Origin of the sequence: Pseudomonas sp. NBRC 111124, assembly GCF_001320245.1 — a bacterium.
Classification (GTDB): Bacteria; Pseudomonadota; Gammaproteobacteria; order Pseudomonadales; family Pseudomonadaceae; genus Aquipseudomonas.
The window spans coordinates 1-22,820 of the sequence record NZ_BCBA01000008.1 but is presented as its reverse complement, the minus strand read 5'-3'; the positions used below and the strand labels follow the sequence as shown (position 1 = coordinate 22,820).

The window sequence follows — 22,820 nt, the reverse complement described above, 5'->3', positions numbered from 1 at the left end:
CATGGAAACCCGAGCTCATCACGTCCTGATTGGTCTGGTCACCGTTTTGGTGGTAGCTGGCGCCATGCTGTTCGGCCTGTGGCTGACCAAGTCCAGCGTCGACGACGCCTTCAAGGATTACGAAGTGATCTTCAACGAAGCGGTCTCGGGGCTGTCCCGTGGCAGCCCGGTACAGTACAACGGCATCAAGGTCGGCGATGTCACCAGCCTGCGCCTGGACCCGAAAGATCCACGCCGGGTACTGGCCCGGGTGCGCCTGAGCGGCGACACACCGGTCAAGGAAGACACCCAGGCCAAGCTGACCCTGGCCGGGGTCACCGGCAACTCGTTCATCCAGCTCAGCGGCGGCACGCCGCAAAGCCCGGAGCTCAGGGGCAAGGATGGCAAGCTGCCGGTGATAGTCGCCTCACCCTCGCCCATCTCCCGCCTGCTCAACGACAGCAGCGACCTGGTGACCAATATCAATATGCTGCTGCACAACGCCACGCAGATGTTCTCGGACAACAACATCGAGCACCTGAGCAACACCCTGGCCAATCTCGACAAGACCACCGGCGCCTTCGCCAACCAGAACGGCGGCATCAGCGAGGCGATCGCCCAGCTGGCCCTGGTCGGTAAGCAGGCCAACGCCACCCTGGCAGAAACCGAGGCGCTGATGCGCAACGCCAATGGCCTGCTCGGCAGCCAGGGCAAGCAGGCCATCGGCAGCGCGGAGCAGGCCATGCAGTCGCTCGCCGAAAGCGCCGCGACTCTCAACAGCCTGCTGCAGGATAACCGCGAGTCCATCGATGACGGCGCCCAGGGGCTGAACCAGCTGACCCCGGCCATCCGCGAGCTGCGCGAAACGCTCAACTCGCTCAAGGGTATTTCCCGGCGCCTGGAGGCCGACCCGAGCGGCTACCTGCTGGGCCGTGATAACAACAAGGAGTTCCAGCCATGACCCCATCGCTGCGCCTGCTGGCGCTGGCGGCCACTCTGAGCCTGGCCAGCGCCTGCTCGATCCTGCCGCAGAGCGAGCCTGTGGACATCTATCGCCTGCCGGTCAACCAGGCCAGCCACAGCGCCACCCCGGTGGACTGGTCACTGCGCCTGAACAAGCCGCTGGCCAGCGAAGTGCTGGCTGGGCCACGCATCGCGGTGATACCCCAAGGCGATGTGATCAGCAGCTACAAGGGCGCCCGTTGGAGCGACCCGGTGCCGTTGCTGGTGCGCAACCGCCTGCTCGATGGTTTCCAGCGCGATGGCCGGGTGCAGCGGCTGAGCGCTGACGACAGCAACCTGCAGGCCGACTACGAGCTGAGCGGCGAGCTGCAGGCGTTTCAGAGTGAGTATCAGCCGGGGGGCAGGGTGGAAGTGGTGATTCGCTACGACGCACGCCTGGTGCAAGGCCGCAGCCAGCGCATCCTCAGCAGCAAGCGCTTCGAAGTGCGCCAGCCGCTGGCTGACACCCAGGTGTCAGCCGTGGTCGCCGGCTTTGGCGCGGCCAGCGATCAGCTGGCCGGGCAGGTGGTGAACTGGACCGTGGCGCAAAGCACCCTTGTTCAGGCTCAGGCTCAAGCGAAGAACCAGTAGCAGACGCAAATGGCTGCGACCACACCGGAAAACTCGGCCAGCAGCGCACAGCCGACAGCGTGGCGCACCCGTTGGATGCCCACGGCGCCGAAATACACCGCCAGCACGTAGAAGGTGGTTTCGGTGCTGCCCTGGATGGTTGCCGCCACCAAGGCCGGGAAGCTGTCGACACCATGGGTCTGCATGGTCTCGATCAGCATGGCCCGCGCCGCGCTGCCCGAGAACGGCTTGACCAACGCGGTGGGCAGGCCCTCGACGAAGCGGGTGTCCAGGCCCATCCAGTTGACCGCATGGCGAATGCCGTCCAGCGCCAATTCCAGCGCCCCTGAGGCGCGCAGCACACCGACCGCGACCAGCATCGCCACCAGATACGGCAGCAGGCTCTTGGCCACGTCGAAGCCTTCCTTGGCGCCTTCGACGAAGGCCTCATACACCTGAACCCGCTTCAGCGCGCCGATCACCAGAAACAGGATGATCACCCCGAACAACGTCAGGTTGCCAAGGATCGACGAGAGGCTGGCCAGCGCAGCGGCCGACAGGGTGCCCAGAAAGGCCATGAAGCCGCCCAGCAGCAGCGCACCAGGGATCAGATAGGCGAGCACTACCGGGTCCCACAGGCGCAGGCGCTGCATCACCGCCACCGACAGCAGGCCGACCAGGGTCGAGGCGCTGGTCGCCAGCAGGATCGGCAGGAACACCAGCGTGGGGTCGGTGGCGCCTTGCTGGGCGCGGTACATGAAGATGGTCACCGGCAGCAGCGTCAGCGACGAGGCGTTGAGCACCAGGAACAGGATCTGCGCGTTACTGGCCGTGGTACTGCTGGGGTTGAGCTCCTGCAGCGCACGCATGGCCTTGAGGCCGATAGGCGTGGCGGCGTTGTCCAGGCCCAGGCCATTAGCGGCGAAGTTCATGGTGATCAAACCCAAGGCCGGGTGGCCGGGCGGCACTTCCGGCATCAGGCGGGCAAACAGCGGCCCTAGCACCTTGGCCAGCCATTCGACGATGCCGGCTTTTTCGGCGATCTTGAGAAAACCCAGCCACAGGGTGAGGGTGCCGAACAGCAGGATCATGACCTCTACCGACAGCTTGGCCATGGCGAAGATACTCTCGACCATCGCGGCGAAGATGCCGGGGTTGCCACCGACCAGCCATTGGGCCAGGGCGGAGACGGCCGCCACCAGGAAAAAGCCGAGCCAAAGGCCGTTGAGCATCCGTGTGTTCCCCCTGAAAAATGCCCGAATGATAGCGTATCGGGACCCGTCACTGGCGACCGCTCCCACAGGGGCCGCAATAAACCCACAGACAACAAAAAGCCCCGACAAGTCGGGGCTTTAAGGTTCAGCAGGTCAGGCTCAGCGCTTGGCGGCTTCGCCAATGACCGCTGCCTGCTCCTTGCCCGCCATCAGCGAGGCGTAGTACTGCTCACCCTTGGCGGCGTCGTACATGCCTTCCCAACGGGCGATCACCAAGGCTGCCAGGGCGTTACCGATCACGTTCAAGGCGGTACGTGCCATGTCCATGATGCGGTCGACGCCGGCGATGAAGGCCAGGCCTTCCAGTGGAATGCCCACGCTGCCCAGGGTAGCCAGCAGCACCACGAAGGATACGCCTGGTACACCGGCAATGCCCTTGGAGGTGACCATCAGGGTCAACACCAGCAGCAGCTGCTGGCTCCAGGACAGGTCGATGCCGTAAAGCTGGGCGATGAAGATGGCCGCGATGCTCTGGTACAGGGTCGAACCGTCGAGATTGAACGAGTAGCCGGTCGGTACCACAAACGAGCAGATCGACTTCGGCGCACCGTACTTTTCCATCTTCTCGATCACGCGCGGCAACACGGTCTCGGAGCTGGAGGTGGAGTAGGCCAGGATCAGCTCATCTTTCATGATGCGCATGATCTTGATCACCGAGAAGCCGAACAGGCGTGCAACCAGGCCCAGCACCATGAAAGCGAAGAAAGCGATGGCGAAGTACACCAGCAGCACCAGCTTGGCCAGCGGCAGCAACGAGGTGAAGCCGAAGTTGGCAACCGTCACGGCGATCAGGGCGAATACACCGATCGGGGCGTAGTTCATGATCATGTGGGTGACCTTGAACATGGTCTCCGACACGGCCTGGAAGGTACGCACCAGCGGTTCGCGCAGGTCGGCCTGCAGGCTCGACAGGCCGAGGCCGAACAGCACCGAGAAGAAGATGATCGGCAGCATTTCACCACGCATCAGCGCTGCGAAAATGTTCGACGGGATCAGGTTCAGCAGGGTCTCGATGAACGCATGCTCATGCTGCACTTCGGCCGCGGTGGCCTGGTACTTGGAGATGTCGACCGTCCCCAGGGTGCTCATGTCGATGCCGGCGCCCGGGTGGAACAGGTTGGCCAACACCAGGCCGACAACGATGGCGATGGTGGTCACCACCTCGAAGTAGAGGATGGTCTTGAGGCCGATGCTGCCCAGTTTCTTCGCATCGCCAACCCCGGCGATACCCACGATCAGCGACGAAATCACGATCGGGACGACGATCATCTTGATCAGGCGAATGAAGATGTCACCGGCGGGCTGGAGGACGTTGCTGATCCACCAAGCTTTTTCCGCGCTGAAGTGGTTCAGCAGCGCGCCGACTGCAACGCCTAGGACCAGACCGATAACGATCTGCCAGGCGAGGCTCAGTTTTGCCTTCTTCATGTCTTTACCCTTTGTTCTAGTGGTCACGGGTACCGACCGGAAAAGCGCGTAACAAAGCCGTTGGCAACGTCACGGGGAGCTTTTGGCTTCCGTCCGGGGACCTCGTGTAAGGACACCGCGAGCGAGCGACAGGGCGCTCGGGCCAGCGAAAAAGGCGGCAACTATTGCGATGGGGAAGGCTGAAATCTAATGCCGGAAACGCATACCCCATACCGATTCAGCATAGGCATTATGATGCAAATACGTCGCACGTAAGTCTTTGATTTATAACGTTCGGAATTCCGAACAAGGCCAAACCGCCATAATTAGGCAGTTTTGTCGGTATATCGAACGGGGTGAAAACGGCTTGTTCGACAATCCGAATGGCCGAAATGGCACCTACGCGGCACCCGGATGGGATGAAAAAAAATTGATGTACGGTCAAGACAAAATGTGTCTTGAAGGTCAGAACCTGAAAGGAATCAGCAAAAGATGGTTATGGCGCCTCGGAAGCCAGGCCCGGTGCCGGTATTGCCAGACACCCACGACCTGATGCTTCCGATTCTGCCTTTTCCTGACCCGGCCCAATACTGGAGGTACTCCCTGTACCCCTAGGCCACTCCGATCCTGCAACAATCAGAACAGCCCGGCCCCCTGGTCATGTGCTGCCCCTCCTCGGGGCGGCGCATCATAGAAGCGAGAACGATAAAAAGGTTCCGCTTCCGTTGCATGACAGAGCGCGACCGTTGGTCAGTACCAATTCGGATCGCGCTTGAGTTGCTCCTGCAACATTGCCTTCATGCCGTCGTCCGGCTTGCCCAGCCAACGGTATTGCGCATGGCGAGTCGGCGACTTGTCACTCGGCAAGCCTTCGGGCACTTCCACGAGCATCCCGTAGGCATCGTCCTTGTCCCAGCTGAAAGCCACGATCAGGCGCTTGTAGGTGCAGTTCTGCGGCGTCTCGCACAACGGGCCGACCAAATATTTGTCGCCGTCTTCAGTCACGGCAGACATCTGCTCCTGACCGCTGCCACTGAGGTTGATCACCCAATCAGGCAGGCGCTCCTCGCCTTTGATCGTGTCTTGCCAAGTCTCCCGGTATTCAGGGTCCGAGCCGAGCAACTGCTCGACTCGGACCTGGCCGTCATTGGCCGCCAGCGCCGCTGCACTGCCGCCCAACATCGCGGCGGCGGCAGCCAGGGCTGTACAAAGCTTCCTGCTCATCTTCAACCTCGACCACGTCCAAAGAAGAAGGAAGCGACGAACAGGACCAGGAAGACAATGAACAGGATCTTCGCGATACCCGTAGCGGCGCCAGCGATACCACCGAAGCCAAGCACTGCGGCGACAATGGCGATGATGAGGAAAGTGATAGCCCAACTCAGCATGATGCTTCTCCTTTCTTTTTTGAAATAGGTCCGGCCAGCGGCTTAAAACACCCAGCGCTGCTCTGGCACGATGTTATCCACGGTGGACGGCGAGTTATTGGCGACAGGCCGCTGCCCGACAGGTTCGGCGGCTTTTACCAAGGTGTTGGCGCGACTTGCCTGAATCTGAGTCAGCAGCGCGGTTTGGGCTGCCACCTGATCGGCCAGGCGCGCGGTCTGCCAGCTGTAATAGAAGAGGCCGGCGGCCAAGGTCAGCAGCAATGCCATCCCGAGGAACAGGAACTGGCGCACGGGGAGTGCGACATTCAGCGAGCGTTTGACGGATGGGCGGTTCATGCCAGCTTCTCCTACTGTAATTTTTCTGTTCAAACCTGAACAAGTAATTGCAGCCTGCATGCCAGCCCATCGAATCAAATAAAATCCTTATAAATCAATCGGTTAAACTTACATCAATACATCGGGAAGGACGTATCCTGCACGATGCCCTCCCTGACGCCGTGCGAATTGCACGATTCAACCCTCGACCTTGGTCGCCACTTTCAGCAAGTCGGCGTCGATACCCCGCACCCCGATGATCTGCCGGGCGATATCCACGGCGATGGTCTTCTGCTCACTGCTGACCACCCACCCGTTAGCCGAACCATGCCTTGCTCGCTGGCCACCTTGATATTCAGGCCGTCCAGATTGCGGCTGAAGCGGAAGCTGGTCTGGATCTTGTCGACTACCCAGCTGTCGCTGGGCTGCGGCCCGGTCGGAACGCCTACCGGGTTTTCTCTAGCCTTGGCCATGGCTACGGTGTCCATGCTGACCAGGTTGTTGACCAGATGTACGCCGTCGGTGGTTCGCGCCAGCACGCCCGCCATCTCTTTGGCCTCGGCACTGTCGACCTTGCCGCGCAGGGTCACCACGCCGTCGCTGCTCTGCACGTCGACAGGCGCTTTTTCCGTGGTCCGGCTCCACAACAGCCGAGCCCGGATCACAGCCGCCAAGGTCGCATCTTCCAGCCGCTGGGCGTAAGCACGTAACTCCAGCGGACGCTCGACCAGTTCGGCGTTGACGCGCAGCTGGTTGTCGACCTGCTCGATGCCTTTTGTGGCCAAGGCCACATGCTCGGCCAACTGACGCTCGACGTCGTTCTCGACTTCACCGGACAGGCGTGCTCGCTGGCCATCGACTGCGACCTTGATACTGAATGGGTTGAGCATGCGGTTTAACGCCAATGCCGTTTGCAATGAACCTTCGAGGCGGGCGTCCTGCACAGGGTCGGCAAACGCAGGTGTGCAAATGGAGAGCAGGGTGGCCGCCAACACGGCCATTCGGGTGGTAGGGGACACGGGTGGACCTCCTTTAGTTGGCAAAATCAAAAAATCATCGCAACCAATGTGCCAGCGTGGTGCTCTAAGAAAATCATCGAGATATCAGGCATCACGGGACTATTTGGCCAATAGCTAGCATGCAAAGGACCGAATCCTTCACAATTGACCGTGCAACTTGCCCGATTTTCCCCACACTAATTAAGATCTACCCGAAGGAGCGCAGGAAATGGAATCAGCCCAGGACAACAAAGGCCGCATTCTGCTGGTCGATGACGAGTCCGCGATCCTGCGCACCTTCCGCTACTGCCTTGAAGATGAAGGCTACAACGTGGCGACGGCCAACAGCGCCGCGCAGGCTGACGCCTTGCTGCAACGCCAGGTCTTCGACCTGTGCTTCCTCGACCTGCGCCTGGGCGAGGACAATGGCCTCGACGTACTGGCGCAAATGCGTATTCAGGCACCGTGGATGCGGGTAGTGATCGTCACCGCGCATTCGGCGATCGATACCGCCGTCGATGCCATCCAGGCCGGCGCCGCCGATTACCTCGTCAAACCCTGCAGCCCCGACCAGCTGCGCCTGGCCACCGCCAAACAGCTGGAAGTCCGCCAGCTCTCGGCGCGCCTGGAGGCGCTCGAAGGCGAAGTGCGCAAGCCCAAGGACGGCCTCGACTCGCACAGCCCGGCGATGATGGCCGTGCTGGAAACCGCCCGACAGGTGGCCACCACCGATGCCAATATCCTCATCCTCGGCGAGTCGGGTACCGGCAAGGGCGAACTGGCCCGCGCTATTCACGGCTGGAGCAAGCGGGCGCGCAAGTCTTGCGTGACCATCAACTGCCCATCGCTGAATGCCGAACTGATGGAGAGCGAGCTGTTCGGCCACACCCGCGGTGCCTTTACCGGCGCCAGCGAAAGCACGCTGGGCCGCGTCAACCAGGCGGACGGCGGCACGCTGTTCCTCGATGAGATCGGCGACTTTCCCCTGACCTTGCAGCCCAAACTGCTGCGGTTCATTCAGGACAAAGAGTACGGGCGGGTAGGCGACCCGGTTACACGCCGCGCCGACGTGCGCATTCTTGCGGCGACCAACCTCAACCTGGACGACATGGTGCGCGAAAACCGCTTCCGCGAGGACCTGCTGTACCGCCTCAACGTCATCACCTTGCACCTGCCGCCGCTGCGCGAGCGCAGCGAGGACATCCTCACCTTGGCCGACCGCTTCCTGGCCCGCTTCGTCAAGGAATACTCCCGCCCGGCCCGTGGCTTCAGCGATGAAGCGCGCAGTGCGCTGCTCAACTACCGCTGGCCGGGCAACATCCGTGAACTGCGCAACGTGATCGAACGCGCCAGCATTATCTGCCCCAAAGAACGTGTAGAAATAAGCCACCTCGGCATGGGCGAACAGCCCACAAGCAATGCGCCCCGGGTCGGCGCGGCATTGAGCCTGGATGAACTGGAGCGCGCGCACATTGGCGCGGTGCTTGCGGCCAGCGATACCCTCGATCAGGCCGCCAAGACCCTCGGCATCGACGCTTCCACGCTCTATCGCAAGCGCAAGCAGTACAACCTATGAGGCTGCCGATGAAGCTGCGTACGCGGCTCTTCCTCAGTATCTCGGCCCTGGTGACCGTGGCTCTGCTGGGCCTGCTGCTGGGGTTGGTAAGCGTGCTGCAGATGGCCACGGTACAGCAGCAGTCGGTGCGCGAAACCACCCATGCGCTGGAGGTGGGCCTGCAATTGCGGCAAAACCTGGGCGAGCAACTGATGCTGATGCTCGATGACGACACCACCCCGGAAAACCTGAGAACCCTGCAGGACAACTTCCAGGCGCTGCTCGACCAAGGCCTGGCGCAAGGCGGCGAACGCACCGGTTTCAGCAAGGCCGGCAGCAATTACCAGGCGTTTCTGCAGGCCTACCGCGACAGCCCGGCCCCGGCCCGCAGCATGGGCGTCGATCAACCATTGGGCGCGGCATTCAACCAGGTACGCACCGACCTGATCGATTCACACAAGCAGGCCCTCGAGTACATCACCCGCAGCGGAGAACACACCCGTGATCGCGCGTTGCTGGTCAGCGGCGTGCTGGGCTTGATGGGGCTGCTGGTGCTGGTGCTCGGTTTCATCACCGCGCATAACATCGCCCGCCGCTTCGGCCAGCCGATCGAAGCCCTGGCCAAGGCCGCCGACCAGCTCGGCCAAGGGGATTTTGAAATCACCTTGCCAGTCACCCAGGCCATCGAGCTCAACCAGCTGACCCGCCGTTTCGGGATGATGGCCGATGCCCTGCGCAAGCACCAGGCAACCAATGTCGATGAATTACTGGCTGGCCAGCAGCGCCTGCAGGCCGTACTCGACAGCATCGACGATGGCCTGCTGATCATCGACCGCCAAGGGCACCTTGAACACCTCAACCCGGTCGCCCAGCGGCAGCTGGGCTGGAACCACAGCCGCCTCGGTTGTGCCCTGGCCGAGGCCCTGCAGCGTCCGGAACTTGAGCAGCAGCTGCGACAGGTGCTGCGTGGTGGCAACCTGGATCGTCCGCCGGACGACCTGAGCATCGAGGTCGATGAAGAATCGCGCTTACTCACCTACAGCCTGACACCGGTCAGCCACCCGCAAGGGCCGATTCTGGGTGCGGTCATGGTGCTGCATGACGTCACCGAACAACGCGCCTTCGAGCGCGTACGCAGCGAGTTCGTGCTACGTGCCTCCCACGAACTGCGCACACCGGTGACGGGCATGCACATGGCGTTCGGCCTGTTGCGCGAGCGGTTGAAGTTCCCGCCCGAGGCTCGCGAAAGTGACCTGCTGGAAACCATCAGCGAGGAAATGCAGCGCCTGACCCAACTGATCAACGACCTGCTCAACTTCTCGCGCTACCAGAGCGGCTTGCAGAAGCTCGAACTCGCCCCGTGCGTCATCGACACGCTGCTTGACAGGGCTCAGGCACGCTTCAGTGAACAGGCCGCCAACAAGCAGATCGAATTGATCCAGGCACTGGAGCCACCGCTGCCACGCATCCAGGCCGACGTAACACAACTCGACCGGGTGCTGGACAACCTGCTGCACAATGCCATTCGCCATACCGCCAGCGGTGGGCGTATCCGCCTGCATGCACGGCGGCACGCAGAGCGGGTGATCATCAGTGTCGAGGACAACGGTGAAGGCATCGCCTATGGCCAGCAGGGGCGCATCTTCGAACCGTTCGTGCAAGTGGGGCGCAAGAAAGGTGGCGCCGGGCTGGGGCTGGCACTGTGCAAGGAGATCGTGCAGTTGCATGGCGGGCGCATGGGCGTGTTTTCCCGGCCAGGGCAGGGCACACAGTTCTATATGGCGCTGCCAGTCTGACCTGCCCCACACTCAAGGCTCGTCATCGATCCGCGCCCGCCGAGGCTGGCGGCCGCGGGTCACCAGCTCGGCAAACTGCCGGGCATTCAGCGGATGAGCGAACAACCAGCCCTGACCATAGTTGACCCCTTCGCTGTTGAGCAGCACCGCCTGCGCCTCGCACTCGATACCCTCGGCAATCACCCGCAGATGCAGATCGTGGGCCATGCGAATGATATGCGGCGCCACCCCGCTGCTGGCGGCATCGTGCCCTAGGGCATCGATGAACGCCTTGTCGATCTTCAGGCAGTCCACCGGCAAGGTCTGCAGGTAGGCCAGGCTGCAATAGCCGGTACCGAAGTCGTCGATCAGCACCTGGTGCCCGACCGCACGCAGTGCTTGCAGGTTATCCCGCGCCACCACCACGTCGATCAGCCCGCGTTCAGTGACTTCGAAGGCAATCTGGCTGGCTGCGACTCGGTGCAATGCCAGCAGCCGCGCCGCCACCCGGCCAATGCGCGGCACCATCACATCGCAGGCCGCCAGGTTTACCGAGATATAAAGGTTGCGATGCGAGCGCAGCAGCTGGCCCAGCTGTTCCAGCACGCGTTGCAGTACAAAATCGGTGATCTGCCGTATTTGCCCGGTGTTTTCTGCCAGTGGGATGAACAGATCCGGGCTGGTCAGCGAACCGTCCGGGCGGCGCCAGCGCACCAAGGCCTCTGCACCGACACAGCGGCGACTGTCGAGCTCTATGATTGGCTGGTACAGCACCTGCAGCTCGCCTCGGCGCAGGGCGTTCTGCAGCTCGGAACTCATCGACCGCCGCTGCAGGATGAGCTGCAGCACCAGCCAGCCGATGCAGCAGGCAGCCAATACACTGCCCGGGAACAACAGCCAGAGCATGCCGTTCATGCGCAAGGGCAGGCTGGCTCGCGGCGCGATCAGTACCAGCTGGTAGTCCGGCGACTTGGTCGGCATGCGATAGACCAGCCGATCGCGCAGCTCGAACAGTGACTTCTGGTTGGGAGGCGGCCAGCCACTGGTCGGCGGCCAAGCCTGGGGCGGGCCCAGCACCGGAATTGCCCGAGTGCCATTATCCAGCACCACCAGCAAGCTCCCACCCGGAGGCAGGTCGACCACATCGGTCAGGTGCCCACGTGAAGTGGAGACCAGGAAATTTCCCCGTGCGAGCATCAAGGCGGCGAGGTTTTCGTTGGGTTCGGTGGTGGTATTGAGCCAGTAACTGTACGTCGGCCCCTGGATGTCCGGCGCTCGTGTCGGCACGAAGGCCCTTGCTCCGCCCCGGTTGGAACAGGCGACATTGGCATCTACATAAGCCGCTTCATAAATGAAGCGCGAACCCAGGCCAACCTGCTGCAACACTGAAATCATCGCCGGGCTGCAGCCGCGTAGCGATTGGGCCTGCAGTTCGTCGACCCCTTCGCGCAGTTGGCCAAATACCTGCTCCAGGCGGTCGAGAAAGCGCTCGCCTTGGGCGTTCATCTGCGCGCTCTCGGTTTCCTTCATCTGCTGCAACGCAATACCGATGCTGGCGGTCAGCAACACTGCGGCGCTGGCCAATGCTGCCAGGGAGGCCAGCATCCAGGGGCGGTAAAAAAATTGGCGCAATGCAGAAATCAGGGCAGACATGGGCAGCATCCAGTTGATTAACAAGGTATAGCAACTGGAATGAGAATCGGCTCTGCCGTTTGGCGCTCGGACGCAATTCGCTTTAGCGCATGCGGTTGAGCACCGAAAGCATGGCCGCGGTCTGTGCGTCCGGCATGCCGTCGAAACGCTGCGGGCGGAAGTGCATCTGGAAGGCGGCAATGACCTGCCGCGTGGCTACATCCAGCTGCCCGGTCTGCTCGATGGCATAGCCAAAGCGCGCCAGTTCCTGCTGATACCAGCCGATGGTAGGTGGGTTGACGTTGAAGTAAGCCTGCTGTCGGGCCACGGCGTTGGCCTCGGGCCAGACGCCGAGGCCTGCATCCGCCAGCCGCTTCCAGGGGAATAGCGGGCCAGGGTCAAGCTTGCGCGACGGGGCAATGTCACTGTGGCCGATGATGTGCCGCGGCTCGATGTTGTTACGCTTGACGATGTCCTTGAGCAAGGCGATCAACGACTGGATCTGCGCCTCGCTATAGGGGTACCAGACACGGCCATTGGCGGTTTCGTTGAACCCCGGGTTGACGATTTCGATGCCAATGGAGCTGGAGTTGAGCCAGGTGCGCCCCTGCCACTGGCTGTCACCGGCATGCCAGGCGCGGCGGTTTTCGTCGACCAGCTGATAGACCGTGCCCGGGCCGTCGCCGATCAAGTAATGGGCGCTGACTTCGCCATGGGTCAGCAATGCCAGCGAACGCTCCAGCGAGGCGTTGGTGTAGTGCAGGACGACGAACTGGATGCGGTTGTCCTGATTGGCGGAAGGGTGGCTGCGGTCGATGCGCAGGCCGGTCGAGCAACCGGCCAGCACCAACAACAGCAAGGCGGAGATTAGCGCTTTCATTTAGGGGGCCAAGGTAATCAGGCAGTAACGCAATAGCATAACGTATACGCCTGCAGGGCACCTGTTCAGCTTTGTTCCACGCGATTACGGCCTTGATCCTTTGCCCGGTACAGCGCGGCATCGGCGCGCTTGAGCACTTGGTCGCCACGTTCACCAGAACGAAAGGCACTCAGACCGATGGAGGTGGTGATGACCACGCGCTCGCCTTTGAAATGGAACGGGCAGGCTTCGACCGCCGCACGCAGCGCTTCCGCAACCTGGGCAGCGGCGGCCGGAGACGTCTGCGGCAGCAACAGCACGAACTCTTCGCCGCCGAACCGGGCAATGAAATCACGTGCGCGCAGGCGTTTGCGTAGCTGGTCGGCGACGATCTTCAGCACCTTGTCGCCGGCCAGGTGGCCGTAGCTGTCGTTGATGCGCTTGAAGTGGTCCAAGTCGAAAATCGCCATGGCCAGGTGGCCGCCGTTTTCCTGCCAGTCGAGCATCTCGCGGTCGACCTGCTCAGTCCAGGCCGCGCGGTTGGGCAACCCGGTCAACGGATCGATCAGCGCCTTTTGCCGCTGTTCTTCCAGGTGCTCGCGATAGCCAAGGGCCTCCTGCTCCATGCTGGCAACCCGCTCGGCCAGGCCCTGCAGGCGCCCGGCAAGCTCCTGCTCGCGGCGATCACGCTCGTGCTGGTGCTCGTCCATGATGCCAAGCAGCCCTTCCAGGCGGTTTTCGAGGATATGCTTGAGGCTGTCCACATCCACTGCGCCCTGCACGCTGCTTTGCAGACCATCGACTTGTTCGCGCAGCTGGCTGTCCAGTTCGCGCGCGGCAGAGCTGTTGTCGGCATGGCCGGCGCTGGCTTCGTGCAGGTGGCTCTGGAAACTTTCGAGCCGTTCGTTGAGCTGCTGCAGGTAGGTTTCGAATTCGTGCTGCCCGCTGTCGGTGATCGCCAGCATGAGCACAGCCAGGTCATCGAGGACCGGGATCAGTTCATACCAGTTCAGCCCCCGCGCCACTCGCTCGCGCATTTCCAAGGCCTGGGCTTTGTGGCGCTCCGGCAGGCTGAGGTCGTCCAGCAGACCGATCAGCGTGTGCTCAATGTGTGCAGCAACCTGACTGTACGGCGGCTCTACGGCATCAGGCAGGGAGTAGGGGCCGTCCTCACCAAACGCTTCTTCAAGTGTCGCCGGCACTTCAGCCGTCGGCTGTTCAGGGGACTCCGGCGCCTCGGGAGGCACGTCTGCCTGGTGCTCGGGCTCGGGCTCGGGCTCGGGCACTACCGAGTGCTCAATCCCATGAAGTTCTGCAAGCGCCTCTGGCTCGGCCGTATCAGCCGACGCCTCGGGCTCCGGAGTAGACGCTGCCACTGATAGCGGTTGCAGCTCGTCCGCATCACGCGGCGGCAAATCGACCAGCACGGGCCCGCCCGGTTGAGGCCGGGCTGCCAGCGGGGCGATTTCAGGCTGAGGTTGCGCAGCGTGACCGTCGTCTGCCTGTGGCTCGTTATCGCGGTGACCGAACAGGCGCTGCAGGAAACCCGGCCTGGCCTCGTCATCCGCCTTGCTCAGGGAAGAAAGGGCACGGCCCTGCAGGCCACTGAGCTCCCCCAGCAGCGGTGGCAGTTCACGTGATTGGGCGACACCACCATCGAGCTTCTTTGCCAGTTTTTTCAGTGGTCGGGCAACGTCGCCGGGCAATGGCAAACCCTGAAGCTGGGTAACCAGCGCGTTCAGGGCATCACTGACCTGATTCATGCGGGTTTCCCGGCGCTGTTCAGAATCCAGCACCGCCTTTTCCAGGCGCGGGATCAGCCCGGCAAGGCCAGCGTCCATGTTGTCGCTGCGGATGACCTCGCGCATTTCCTTCATGCACTGGTCGACCACCTTGTCACTGCCTTCGGCCGCCAATGTGCTGCGCACCAGGCCACGGCGAAGCAGGTCGAGGCGCGCATCCCAGCGACGCTCGAGTTTTTCCTGCTGTTCGATGCTTTTAAGGTATTTTTCTTTCCAGCGCTCGGCTTCTTCGGTCATGCCTGGATCCGCGACGGGTAATGCATCTGTGGGCTGTGTAATGACACGCTGTCGGCGCACCCCGCGAACACTTGAGGGCTTGCCGCGCTTTAGCTGATCTAGCTCAAGACCGGCAGCGTATCCACAGTCAGTGCATCAGGCAATCGGATCTCTACCGCAACGGGAAGGTGGTCGGAAATTGGCTGTGCCAGCACCTCGACCCGCTCCAAGGTCAGGCTCGAGCTGAGCAGGATGTGATCCAGGCAGCGCTGCGGGCGCCAGCTGGGGAAGGTAGCTTCGACCTGGGGGGCGATCAGACCCAGATCGCGCAGGGGCGAGTGCTCGAGCAGGTCGGTGGCGTGGGTGTTCATGTCTCCCATGAGCACCTGATGGCGGTAACCGCCAATCAGCTCACGGATGTAGGCCAGTTGAAGGGCGCGCGTCTTGGCACCCAGCGCCAGGTGCATCATCACCACGATCAGCGCATCCTCACCCTCGCCGAAGCGTACCAGGATCGCACCACGGCCGGCCGGGCCGGGCAGGGGATGGTCTTCGAGAAGCTGTGGCTTGAGGCGGCTGAGCACGCCATTGCTGTGCTGGGCAAAGCGCCCTAGGTTGCGATTGAGCTGCTGGTACCAGTAAGGGAAAGAGCCCAGCTGTGCCAGGTGCTCCACCTGGTTGACGTAGCCGGAGCGCAGGCTGCCGCCATCGGCCTCCTGCAGGGCCACCAGGTCGAAATCATTGAGCAGCTGGCCGATTTTCTGCAGGTTGCCGGCCCGCCCGGTGTGCGGCAGCAGGTGCTGCCAGCTACGGGTCAGGTAATGCCGGTAACGCTCGGTACTGATGCCGACCTGGATGTTGAAGCTGAGCAGCCGCAGACGACCATCTTCGGGCAGGCCAGGGGCCTGCAGGTGATGCTCGTTGACCTGCGGCTGATGCAGGCCAATGTCACGCGCGGTTCGGAAGCGGCGCATGGATACGCCGCTTACTTAGCGGCGCGCTCCTTGGCGATCAGTTGGTCGGCAACGTTCAGCACGCCGTCCGGGCCGCCAGCGGTGCCCAGGTCGAAGCGGTACTTGCCGTTGACCACCATGCTCGGTACGCCGGTGATTTCGTACTTCTTCGCCAGTTCCTTGGCCTGGTTGACCTGGCCCTTGATGGCGAACGAGTTGAAGGTGGCGAGGAATTTGTCCTTGTCGACGCCCTGGGTGGCGAGGAAGTCAGCCATGTCTTTCGGGTCGGTCAGGCGCTTGTGCTGGTTCTGGATGGCGTCGAAGACTGCAGCGTGAACCTTTTGCTCGACGCCCATGGCTTCGAGGGTCAGGAACATCTGGCCATGGGCGTCCCATGGGCCGCCGAACATGGCCGGTACGCGCTTGAAGTGAACGTCCTTGGGCAGCTTGTCGACCCATGGGTTGATGGTCGGCTCGAAGTGGTAGCAGTGTGGGCAGCCGTACCAGAACAGCTCGACCACTTCGATCTTGCCTGGCTCGGATACTTGAACAGGGTTGCTCAGCTCGATGTATTCCTTGCCGGCAGTGGCAGGCTCGGCGGCCTGGACGGCAGTCATACCGAAAGCGCTGGCAGCGACCAGCGCGGCGCTGAGAATCAGTTTACGCATGCTTTACTCCTGAGCATTCATTGGTCGCCTCGACGCGACCTGGTGCTGAGACCGGTGGCGAAGGGCCCGAGTTCTGTAGTGTAACGGCTGCGGACAGAAAAAAGGGCGGCCCGCGCCGCCCTTTCATCTTTAGCGTTGCCGCATTAACCGAATGTTAATGCAGGCCCTGGATGTAGCTGGCCAGCGCTTGGATATCGTGATTGCTCAGCTTGCCGGCGATGGTACGCATGGTCATTGCGTCGCCATCGTTGGTGCGTTCGCCCTCGCGGAAGTCTGTGAGCTGCTTTGTCACATATTGTGAATGCTGGCCGCCCAGATGCGGGAAGCCAGCAAGCGCAATACCGGCGCCATTGGGGGAGTGACAACCGGTACACGCGGGCAAGCCTTTGGCAATGTCGCCGCCATTGAACAAGGCACGGCCTCGCTCGACCAGCTTCGGATCAGCAGCACCCACGCTGCCTTTCTGGCTGGAGAAGTAAGCAGCGATGTCGGCCAGATCCTGGTCATTGAACGCTGCCAGCATGCCGGTCATTTCCAGAACGACACGTTTGCCGTCCTTGATTTCGTGCAGCTGCTTTTCAAGGTAGCGCTGGCCCTGGCCGGCCAGTTTCGGGAAGTTCGGCGCCAGGCTATTGCCGTCCGGGTTGTGGCAGGCACCACAGACGGCCGTCTTGGCCTGGCCGGCGGCGGCATCGCCTTTGATGGGTTCTGCAGCAGTGGCCGCACCTGCGACACCCAGGGTCAACAGCAGACTCACGACTAGTTTGTTCATCAGCTAATCCAACACGGCTAAGGGTGAAATGTTATGTATCGGGACTGCCGCTCATCCAAAGGATGACCAAACGGTAGTCCTCGGCACTGCAGTCCATGCACAATCCACGCGGCGGCATAGCCTTGAAACCCTGGGTAACATGCACCACCAGCTGCTCCATGCCTTGCGCCAGCCTTGGCTCCCAAGCTGCCGGGTCACCCTTCTTGGGTGCCTGTGGCAACTGCCCGGCGTGACAGGCCGCACACGTGCGGTTGTACAACGCCTCGGGATCCTGTGTAGCCTGTGCGCTGAAAAACGGCAGGAACATACCGACAGCTAGCAGCCATTTCGCCATGCGAAACGACCTGACAGGGTTGGGGGACGCGCTGCGTTCTGATGCGCGAGCTATTGTTCGACACCCCATGCCCGTTCCCCTTCGCTGGGAGAATGGGCACACAAAAACTGGGGCATTATATACTTCCGCCAACCAAACGGAAACGACACTGCTTGCCGGCCTCGGCTTTGGCAACACCCACATCGGAAATCCCATGCAAGTCAATAACCCCATCCTCGGCCTCTGCCAGAGAGCCAAATTCGCCCTCAGCGCTGCCAAGGTCGAACAATGCCCGGACGACCAGGGTTACGAGGTGGCTTTTGCCGGCCGTTCCAACGCCGGCAAATCCAGCGCCCTCAATACCCTGACTCATGCCAGCCTGGCGCGCACCTCGAAAACCCCGGGGCGCACGCAGCTGTTGAATTTCTTCAGTCTGGACGATGAACGGCGTTTGGTCGACCTGCCGGGCTACGGATATGCAAAAGTCCCGATTCCGCTGAAGCAGCACTGGCAGAAGCACCTGGAGGCCTATCTGGGCAGCCGTGACTGCCTGAAAGGCATCATCTTGATGATGGATGTGCGTCACCCAATGACCGATTTCGACAAGATGATGCTCGACTGGGCCAAGGCCAGCCGCATGCCGATGCATATCCTGCTGACCAAGGCCGACAAGCTGACCCACGGTGCGGGCAAGAACACCTTGCTCAAGGTGCAGTCAGAGATTCGCAAGGGGTGGGGTGACGCGGCAACCATCCAGCTGTTCTCGGCGCCCAAGCGCCAGGGCCTGGAAGAGGCCTATCGGGTGCTGGCGGACTGGATGGCGCTGGAAGACAAGCCGGTAGCGTGACCGGTATCCGGTCCCTGTGGGCTGCCTGCAGGGACCGAGACTCGAACCGAGACTCGAATTGCGGGCAAAAAAAACCCCGGACTTCGTATGGGGAGGGGGAAGTTCGGGGTCCAAGTCTGGACCGCTAGGGCGGGGTCCAGGTATCTGCCAACACTTAACACAACATAGGAGCATCGAAAGGCTTCACCAGCCATTCAGTTACTCTGAGTTCCGCTTCACTGGTTTAGTTCCGGAGCCCTCAAAACTATTTGCGATAGTTTCATGAAACCCTTGAACTAATGGCACCGAGCCATGCCAGGATCCGCGTCACCACGCCGCAGATCCTACACACCTTTCCCGGCTCAATCAGTGAGCTTCGTCCCAATTCGAACCAACACCTGCTTCGACGACCAGCGGAACATCCAGTTGCGCAGCGTTGCTCATGTGCGTGCGAATTTCATCTTTCACCTGGTCGACCAGGTCCTCACGTACTTCCAGCACCAGTTCGTCGTGCACTTGCAGGATCACCCGTGCGTCAAGGCCGCTCGCGCTCAGCCAGTTGTCGACGTTGACCATGGCGCGCTTGATGATGTCGGCGGCAGTGCCCTGCATCGGCGCGTTGATCGCCGTGCGCTCGGCACCCTTGCGCAGGGCCGGGTTCTTGGCGTTGATGTCGGGCAGGTACAGGCGCCGGCCAAACAGGGTTTCGACGAAGCCTTGCTCGGCGGCCTGAGCGCGAGTGCGCTCCATGTAGGCCAGCACGCCCGGGTAGCGGGCGAAGTAGCGGTCGATGTAATCCTGCGACTGTTTGCGGTCGACGCCAATCTGCTTGGCCAGGCCGAACGCACTCATGCCGTAGATCAGGCCGAAGTTGATGGCCTTGGCGCTACGGCGTTGATCGGTGGTGACGTCTTCCAGCGCCACGTTGAAGACTTCAGCAGCAGTGGCACGGTGCACATCCAGATCGTTGCGGAAGGCGTGCAGCAGGCCTTCGTCCTTGGCCAGGTGGGCCATGATGCGCAGTTCGATCTGCGAATAGTCCGCCGCCAGCAGCTTGTAGCCGGGGCTGGCCACGAAGGCCTGGCGAATGCGCCGGCCCTCGGCGGTGCGGATCGGGATGTTCTGCAGGTTCGGGTCGCTGGACGACAGGCGCCCGGTGGCGGCCACGGCCTGCTGGTAGGAGGTGTGGATACGCCCGGTGCGTGGGTTGATCTGCCCCGGCAGCTTGTCGGTGTAAGTGCTTTTGAGCTTGCTGAGGCTGCGGTACTGCATCAGCACCTCGGGCAGCGGGTAGCCTTGCTCGGCCAGCTCGTCGAGCACCGCTTCGGCGGTGGAGGGCTGGCCCTTGGCGGTCTTGCTCAGTACCGGCATGCCCAGCTTGTCATACAGGATTGCGCCCAGCTGCTTGGGCGAGCCAAGGTTGAATTCCTCACCCGCCAGCGCGTAGGCGCGCTGCTCCAGCTCGGCCATCTTCACGCCCAGCTCGCCGCTTTGCACGTGCAGCAACGCAGCATCGACCAGCGCGCCCTGGCGCTCGATCTTGGCCAGCACCGGCACCAGCGGCATCTCGATATCCATCAACACCGGCTGCACGCTCGGCGTCTGCGCCAGGCGCGCCTGCAGCGCTTGGTGCAGGCGCAGCGTGATGTCGGCATCCTCGGCGGCGTAAGGGCCGGCTTTGTCCAGGTTGATCTGGTTGAAAGTCAGCTGCTTGGCGCCCTTGCCAGCGATGTCCTCGAACGCGATGGTGGCGTGGTCGAGGTACTTCAACGCCAAGCTGTCCATGTCGTGACGGGTGGCAGTTGAATTGAACACGTACGACTCGAGCATGGTGTCGTAAGCGACGCCACGCATCTCGATGGCTGGCGAATTGTTGGCGAGGATGTTGATGTCGTACTTGGCGTTCTGCCCGATCTTGGCCTTGGCCGGGTCTTCCAGGAGCGGTTTCAGCGCCAGCAGCACAGCCGCGCGGTCAAGCTGGACCGGGGCGCCTTCGTAGTCGTGGGCCAAGGGCACGTAGGCGGCTTCATGTGGCTCGACGGCGAACGACAGGCCAACCAGCTGCGCCTGCTGGGCGTCCAGGCTGGTGGTCTCGGTGTCGAAAGCGAACAGCGGCGCCTGGCGCAGCTTGTCCAGCCAGACGTCGAAACGGGCCTGGTCGAGGATGGTTTCGTATTTTGGCTCGACCTTGGCGGTCGGCGCTTCAATCGCAGCGACGGTATCGCCGGTCTTGACCGCATCGCGCTGCACATCGGCTATCCAGCTCTTGAACTCCATCTCGGTGTATAGCGCCAGCAGCGCCTCGCGGTCAGGCTCGCCGCAGACCAGCGCCTCAACTTCGACATCCAGCGGCACATCGCACTTGATGGTGGCCAGCTCATAGGACAGGAACGCCGCGTCGCGATGCTCCTCCAGCTTCGCGGGCAAGGTCTTGGCGCCGCGGATGGCCAGGGTCGGGACCTTGTCGAGGTTGGCGTACAGGTCGCTGAGGCCGCCGCCGATGCCGGTCAACAGGCCGACCGCCGTCTTCTCGCCCACGCCCGGCACGCCAGGGATGTTGTCGACCTTGTCACCCATCAAGGCGAGGAAATCGATGATGTGTTCCGGGCCAACGCCGAACTTTTCGTGCACGCCAGCGACGTCTAGCACACTGCCGGTCATGGTATTGACCAAGGTCACGTGGCCGTCCACCAGCTGCGCCATGTCCTTGTCGCCGGTCGAGATGATCACCGGGCGGCCCTGGGTGGCGCTGCTGCGCGCCAGCGTGCCGATCACGTCATCAGCCTCAACGCCTTCGACGCACAGCAACGGGTACCCCAGCGCCTTGACGCTGGCGTGCAGCGGCTCGACCTGCACGCGCAGGTCGTCAGGCATGCTCGGGCGGTTGGCCTTGTACTCGGCGAACATGGCGTCGCGGAAGGTTCCGCCCTTGGCGTCGAACACCACCGCGAACAAGCTGCCTGGGTATTGCTTGCGCAGGCTCTTGAGCATGTTCAGCACACCCTTGACCGCGCCCGTCGGCATGCCCTTGGACGTGGTCAGCGGCGGTAGCGCGTGAAAGGCGCGGTAGAGGTAGGAGGAACCGTCCACCAGGACGAGGGGCGCTTGGCTCATGAGCAGAATCAACCTTTTCGGCGGGTCCGGAGCTAGAATAGCCGGATCAATGACGACAAAGGGACTAGGTTATCATGCGTACACTCAATCGCTTGTTACTGCTGGGCCTGCTGGCAACCATGCCGGTCATCACCCTGGCGGCGGACGACGCGCCATCGGCCGATCCCGATGTCACCATTCGCACGGAAGGCGATAAAACCATTCAGGAATACCGGCAGAACGGCTTCCTGTATGCAATCAAGATCACGCCGAAAAACGGCAAGCCGTATTTTCTGGTTCGCGCCGATGGCACTGATGCCAATTTCATTCGTTCCGACCAACCGGACATGCTGATCCCGTCCTGGAAGATCTTCGAGTGGTAATCTGACGCGCGCACCGTTCACATCAACCCGGCACTTCCCGGCGGAAGTGCCCGTATGGGCTTTTTTTCATCATGTCAGTCTTCACCCCCGTGACCCGGCCTGAGCTGGAAACCTTTCTGGCGCCGTACGAGCTGGGCCGTCTGCTCGACTTCCAGGGCATTGCCGCCGGTACCGAGAACAGCAACTTCTTCGTCAGCCTCGAACAGGGGGAGTTCGTCCTGACGCTGGTCGAGCGCGGCCCGGTCGAGGACATGCCGTTCTTCATCGAGCTGCTCGACGTGCTGCACGGCGCCGACATGCCGGTGCCTTACGCCCTGCGCGACCGCGACGGCAACGCTCTGCGTGAGCTGTGCGGCAAGCCGGCACTGCTGCAGCCGCGGCTCTCAGGCAAGCACATCAAGGCGCCGAACGCCCAGCACTGCGCACAGGTTGGCGAGCTGCTGGCGCACATTCACCTGGCCACCCGCGAGCACATCATCGAGCGCCGCACCGACCGCGGCCTGGACTGGATGCTGGCTTCGGGTGCCGAACTGCTGCCGCGCCTGAGCGCCGAGCAGGCGGCATTGCTGCAGCCGGCGCTGGACGAGATCACCACGCACAAGGCGCAGATCCTGGCCTTGCCGCGGGCCAACCTGCATGCCGACCTGTTCCGCGACAACGTGATGTTCGAAGGCACCCACCTGACCGGTGTGATCGACTTCTACAACGCCTGTTCCGGGCCGATGCTGTATGACATCGCCATTACCGTGAACGACTGGTGCCTGGATGAACACGGTGCGATCGATGTGCCGCGCGCCCAGGCGCTGCTGGAAGCCTATGCGACGCTGCGGCCATTTACCGCTGCCGAAGCCGAGCTGTGGCCGGAAATGCTGCGGGTAGGTTGCGTACGCTTCTGGCTGTCGCGCCTGATTGCGGCGGAATCGTTTGCCGGGATGGATGTGATGATTCACGACCCGAGCGAGTTCGAAGTGCGACTGGCGCAGCGCCAGCAGGTGGCTTTGCACTTGCCGTTCGCCCTCTGAGTCGAGCTGCGGCCGCTT

Annotated in this window: 20 protein-coding genes and 1 pseudogene; 7 read left to right on the top strand and 14 right to left on the bottom strand. The window is 62.2% G+C overall.

Annotated elements, in window-relative coordinates; genetic code table 11:
* Position 1 precedes the first annotated feature (1 nt).
* Both APH28_RS04900 and APH28_RS04895 read left to right on the top strand, forming a co-directional pair.
* Positions 2-940, top strand: coding sequence for an MlaD family protein (locus APH28_RS04900; RefSeq protein ID WP_060507855.1), 939 nt, complete (start codon positions 2-4; stop codon positions 938-940).
* Positions 937-1,572, top strand: a complete 636-nt coding sequence (locus APH28_RS04895; RefSeq protein ID WP_060507854.1) for an ABC-type transport auxiliary lipoprotein family protein — start codon at positions 937-939, stop codon at positions 1,570-1,572. The genes APH28_RS04900 and APH28_RS04895 overlap by 4 nt, the downstream gene beginning before the upstream one ends.
* Here APH28_RS04895 and APH28_RS04890 read toward each other — a convergent pair.
* The 6 genes and pseudogenes from APH28_RS04890 to APH28_RS04870 form a co-directional block, all read right to left on the bottom strand.
* On the bottom strand, positions 1,554-2,783 hold the full coding sequence (locus APH28_RS04890) for a nucleoside recognition domain-containing protein (protein ID WP_060507853.1): 1,230 nt from the start codon (positions 2,781-2,783) through the stop codon (positions 1,554-1,556). The two genes, APH28_RS04895 and APH28_RS04890, sit on opposite strands and share 19 nt — an antisense overlap.
* 141 nt (positions 2,784-2,924) lie before the next feature.
* Positions 2,925-4,253, bottom strand: coding sequence for a glutamate/aspartate:proton symporter GltP (gltP, locus tag APH28_RS04885; RefSeq protein ID WP_060507852.1), 1,329 nt, complete (start codon positions 4,251-4,253; stop codon positions 2,925-2,927).
* Positions 4,254-4,982: 729 nt separating this feature from the next.
* Positions 4,983-5,456, bottom strand: a complete 474-nt coding sequence (locus tag APH28_RS04880; RefSeq protein WP_060507851.1) for an inhibitor of vertebrate lysozyme family protein — start codon at positions 5,454-5,456, stop codon at positions 4,983-4,985.
* A 2-nt stretch (positions 5,457-5,458) separates the two neighbouring features.
* Positions 5,459-5,620 (bottom strand): DUF1328 domain-containing protein, encoded by a 162-nt coding sequence (locus APH28_RS27815; protein ID WP_003252966.1) that lies wholly within the window; start codon positions 5,618-5,620, stop codon positions 5,459-5,461.
* Positions 5,621-5,662: 42 nt separating this feature from the next.
* A complete protein-coding gene (locus APH28_RS04875) occupies positions 5,663-5,956 on the bottom strand; it encodes a hypothetical protein (RefSeq protein ID WP_060507850.1) in 294 nt (97 codons plus the stop codon).
* 177 nt (positions 5,957-6,133) lie between these two features.
* Positions 6,134-6,936: pseudogene (locus APH28_RS04870) on the bottom strand (BON domain-containing protein).
* A 226-nt stretch (positions 6,937-7,162) separates the two neighbouring features.
* Here APH28_RS04870 and algB point away from each other — a divergent pair.
* Complete coding sequence (algB, locus tag APH28_RS04865; RefSeq protein WP_060507849.1) at positions 7,163-8,509, top strand: sigma-54-dependent response regulator transcription factor AlgB; 1,347 nt, start codon at positions 7,163-7,165, stop codon at positions 8,507-8,509.
* Positions 8,506-10,284: a KinB sensor domain-containing domain gene (locus APH28_RS04860; protein WP_060507848.1), complete on the top strand. Its 1,779-nt coding sequence runs from the start codon at positions 8,506-8,508 to the stop codon at positions 10,282-10,284. Before algB ends, APH28_RS04860 begins: the two co-directional genes overlap by 4 nt.
* A gap of 12 nt (positions 10,285-10,296) precedes the next feature.
* On the opposite strand, the gene APH28_RS04855 is transcribed toward APH28_RS04860, so the two are convergent.
* From APH28_RS04855 to APH28_RS04825, 7 genes are all read right to left on the bottom strand, one after another.
* Positions 10,297-11,916 carry an EAL domain-containing protein gene (locus APH28_RS04855; protein ID WP_060507847.1) on the bottom strand — a complete coding sequence of 540 codons (1,620 nt, stop codon included), beginning with the start codon at positions 11,914-11,916 and terminating at the stop codon, positions 10,297-10,299.
* Positions 11,917-11,998: 82 nt separating this feature from the next.
* Positions 11,999-12,775, bottom strand: coding sequence for an N-acetylmuramoyl-L-alanine amidase (locus tag APH28_RS04850; RefSeq protein ID WP_060507846.1), 777 nt, complete (start codon positions 12,773-12,775; stop codon positions 11,999-12,001).
* Positions 12,776-12,840: 65 nt separating this feature from the next.
* Entirely contained in the window at positions 12,841-14,793 is a 1,953-nt protein-coding gene (locus APH28_RS04845; RefSeq protein ID WP_060507845.1) for a GGDEF domain-containing protein, read from the bottom strand.
* A gap of 98 nt (positions 14,794-14,891) precedes the next feature.
* The gene (locus APH28_RS04840; RefSeq protein WP_060507844.1) at positions 14,892-15,746 is read right to left on the bottom strand and encodes an endonuclease/exonuclease/phosphatase family protein; all 855 of its coding nucleotides are present in this window, start codon (positions 15,744-15,746) and stop codon (positions 14,892-14,894) included.
* Positions 15,747-15,757: 11 nt separating this feature from the next.
* Positions 15,758-16,393, bottom strand: a complete 636-nt coding sequence (dsbA, locus tag APH28_RS04835) for a thiol:disulfide interchange protein DsbA (protein ID WP_060507843.1) — start codon at positions 16,391-16,393, stop codon at positions 15,758-15,760.
* Positions 16,394-16,547: 154 nt separating this feature from the next.
* Positions 16,548-17,165 carry a cytochrome c gene (locus tag APH28_RS04830; RefSeq protein WP_060507842.1) on the bottom strand — a complete coding sequence of 206 codons (618 nt, stop codon included), beginning with the start codon at positions 17,163-17,165 and terminating at the stop codon, positions 16,548-16,550.
* A 31-nt stretch (positions 17,166-17,196) separates the two neighbouring features.
* Positions 17,197-17,499, bottom strand: a complete 303-nt coding sequence (locus tag APH28_RS04825; RefSeq protein ID WP_027917189.1) for a cytochrome c5 family protein — start codon at positions 17,497-17,499, stop codon at positions 17,197-17,199.
* A gap of 193 nt (positions 17,500-17,692) precedes the next feature.
* Between APH28_RS04825 and yihA the strand changes: the two genes are divergently transcribed.
* Complete coding sequence (yihA, locus tag APH28_RS04820; RefSeq protein WP_060507841.1) at positions 17,693-18,325, top strand: ribosome biogenesis GTP-binding protein YihA/YsxC; 633 nt, start codon at positions 17,693-17,695, stop codon at positions 18,323-18,325.
* A gap of 345 nt (positions 18,326-18,670) precedes the next feature.
* Here the strand turns inward: yihA and polA are convergent, their stop codons facing one another.
* Positions 18,671-21,418 carry a DNA polymerase I gene (gene polA, locus APH28_RS04815; protein WP_060507840.1) on the bottom strand — a complete coding sequence of 916 codons (2,748 nt, stop codon included), beginning with the start codon at positions 21,416-21,418 and terminating at the stop codon, positions 18,671-18,673.
* 74 nt (positions 21,419-21,492) lie between these two features.
* Here polA and APH28_RS04810 point away from each other — a divergent pair, with 74 nt between their 5' ends.
* On the top strand, positions 21,493-21,780 hold the full coding sequence (locus tag APH28_RS04810) for a DUF2782 domain-containing protein (RefSeq protein WP_060507839.1): 288 nt from the start codon (positions 21,493-21,495) through the stop codon (positions 21,778-21,780).
* A gap of 71 nt (positions 21,781-21,851) precedes the next feature.
* Positions 21,852-22,802 carry a homoserine kinase gene (locus APH28_RS04805; protein WP_060507838.1) on the top strand — a complete coding sequence of 317 codons (951 nt, stop codon included), beginning with the start codon at positions 21,852-21,854 and terminating at the stop codon, positions 22,800-22,802.
* Positions 22,803-22,820: the final 18 nt, after the last annotated feature.

Bases quoted from the DNA above. Each gene is read 5' to 3' on its own strand.
- APH28_RS04900 (WP_060507855.1), top strand. From the start codon at position 2: ATGGAAACCCGAGCTCATCACGTCCTGATTGGTCTGGTCACCGTTTTG.
- APH28_RS04895 (WP_060507854.1), top strand. From the start codon at position 937: ATGACCCCATCGCTGCGCCTGCTGGCGCTGGCGGCCACTCTGAGCCTG.
- APH28_RS04890 (WP_060507853.1), bottom strand. From the start codon at position 2,783: ATGCTCAACGGCCTTTGGCTCGGCTTTTTCCTGGTGGCGGCCGTCTCC.
- gltP (WP_060507852.1), bottom strand. From the start codon at position 4,253: ATGAAGAAGGCAAAACTGAGCCTCGCCTGGCAGATCGTTATCGGTCTG.
- APH28_RS04880 (WP_060507851.1), bottom strand. From the start codon at position 5,456: ATGAGCAGGAAGCTTTGTACAGCCCTGGCTGCCGCCGCCGCGATGTTG.
- APH28_RS27815 (WP_003252966.1), bottom strand. From the start codon at position 5,620: ATGCTGAGTTGGGCTATCACTTTCCTCATCATCGCCATTGTCGCCGCA.
- APH28_RS04875 (WP_060507850.1), bottom strand. From the start codon at position 5,956: ATGAACCGCCCATCCGTCAAACGCTCGCTGAATGTCGCACTCCCCGTG.
- algB (WP_060507849.1), top strand. From the start codon at position 7,163: ATGGAATCAGCCCAGGACAACAAAGGCCGCATTCTGCTGGTCGATGAC.
- APH28_RS04860 (WP_060507848.1), top strand. From the start codon at position 8,506: ATGAGGCTGCCGATGAAGCTGCGTACGCGGCTCTTCCTCAGTATCTCG.
- APH28_RS04855 (WP_060507847.1), bottom strand. From the start codon at position 11,916: ATGTCTGCCCTGATTTCTGCATTGCGCCAATTTTTTTACCGCCCCTGG.
- APH28_RS04850 (WP_060507846.1), bottom strand. From the start codon at position 12,775: ATGAAAGCGCTAATCTCCGCCTTGCTGTTGTTGGTGCTGGCCGGTTGC.
- APH28_RS04845 (WP_060507845.1), bottom strand. From the start codon at position 14,793: ATGACCGAAGAAGCCGAGCGCTGGAAAGAAAAATACCTTAAAAGCATC.
- APH28_RS04840 (WP_060507844.1), bottom strand. From the start codon at position 15,746: ATGCGCCGCTTCCGAACCGCGCGTGACATTGGCCTGCATCAGCCGCAG.
- dsbA (WP_060507843.1), bottom strand. From the start codon at position 16,393: ATGCGTAAACTGATTCTCAGCGCCGCGCTGGTCGCTGCCAGCGCTTTC.
- APH28_RS04830 (WP_060507842.1), bottom strand. From the start codon at position 17,165: ATGAACAAACTAGTCGTGAGTCTGCTGTTGACCCTGGGTGTCGCAGGT.
- APH28_RS04825 (WP_027917189.1), bottom strand. From the start codon at position 17,499: ATGGCGAAATGGCTGCTAGCTGTCGGTATGTTCCTGCCGTTTTTCAGC.
- yihA (WP_060507841.1), top strand. From the start codon at position 17,693: ATGCAAGTCAATAACCCCATCCTCGGCCTCTGCCAGAGAGCCAAATTC.
- polA (WP_060507840.1), bottom strand. From the start codon at position 21,418: ATGAGCCAAGCGCCCCTCGTCCTGGTGGACGGTTCCTCCTACCTCTAC.
- APH28_RS04810 (WP_060507839.1), top strand. From the start codon at position 21,493: ATGCGTACACTCAATCGCTTGTTACTGCTGGGCCTGCTGGCAACCATG.
- APH28_RS04805 (WP_060507838.1), top strand. From the start codon at position 21,852: ATGTCAGTCTTCACCCCCGTGACCCGGCCTGAGCTGGAAACCTTTCTG.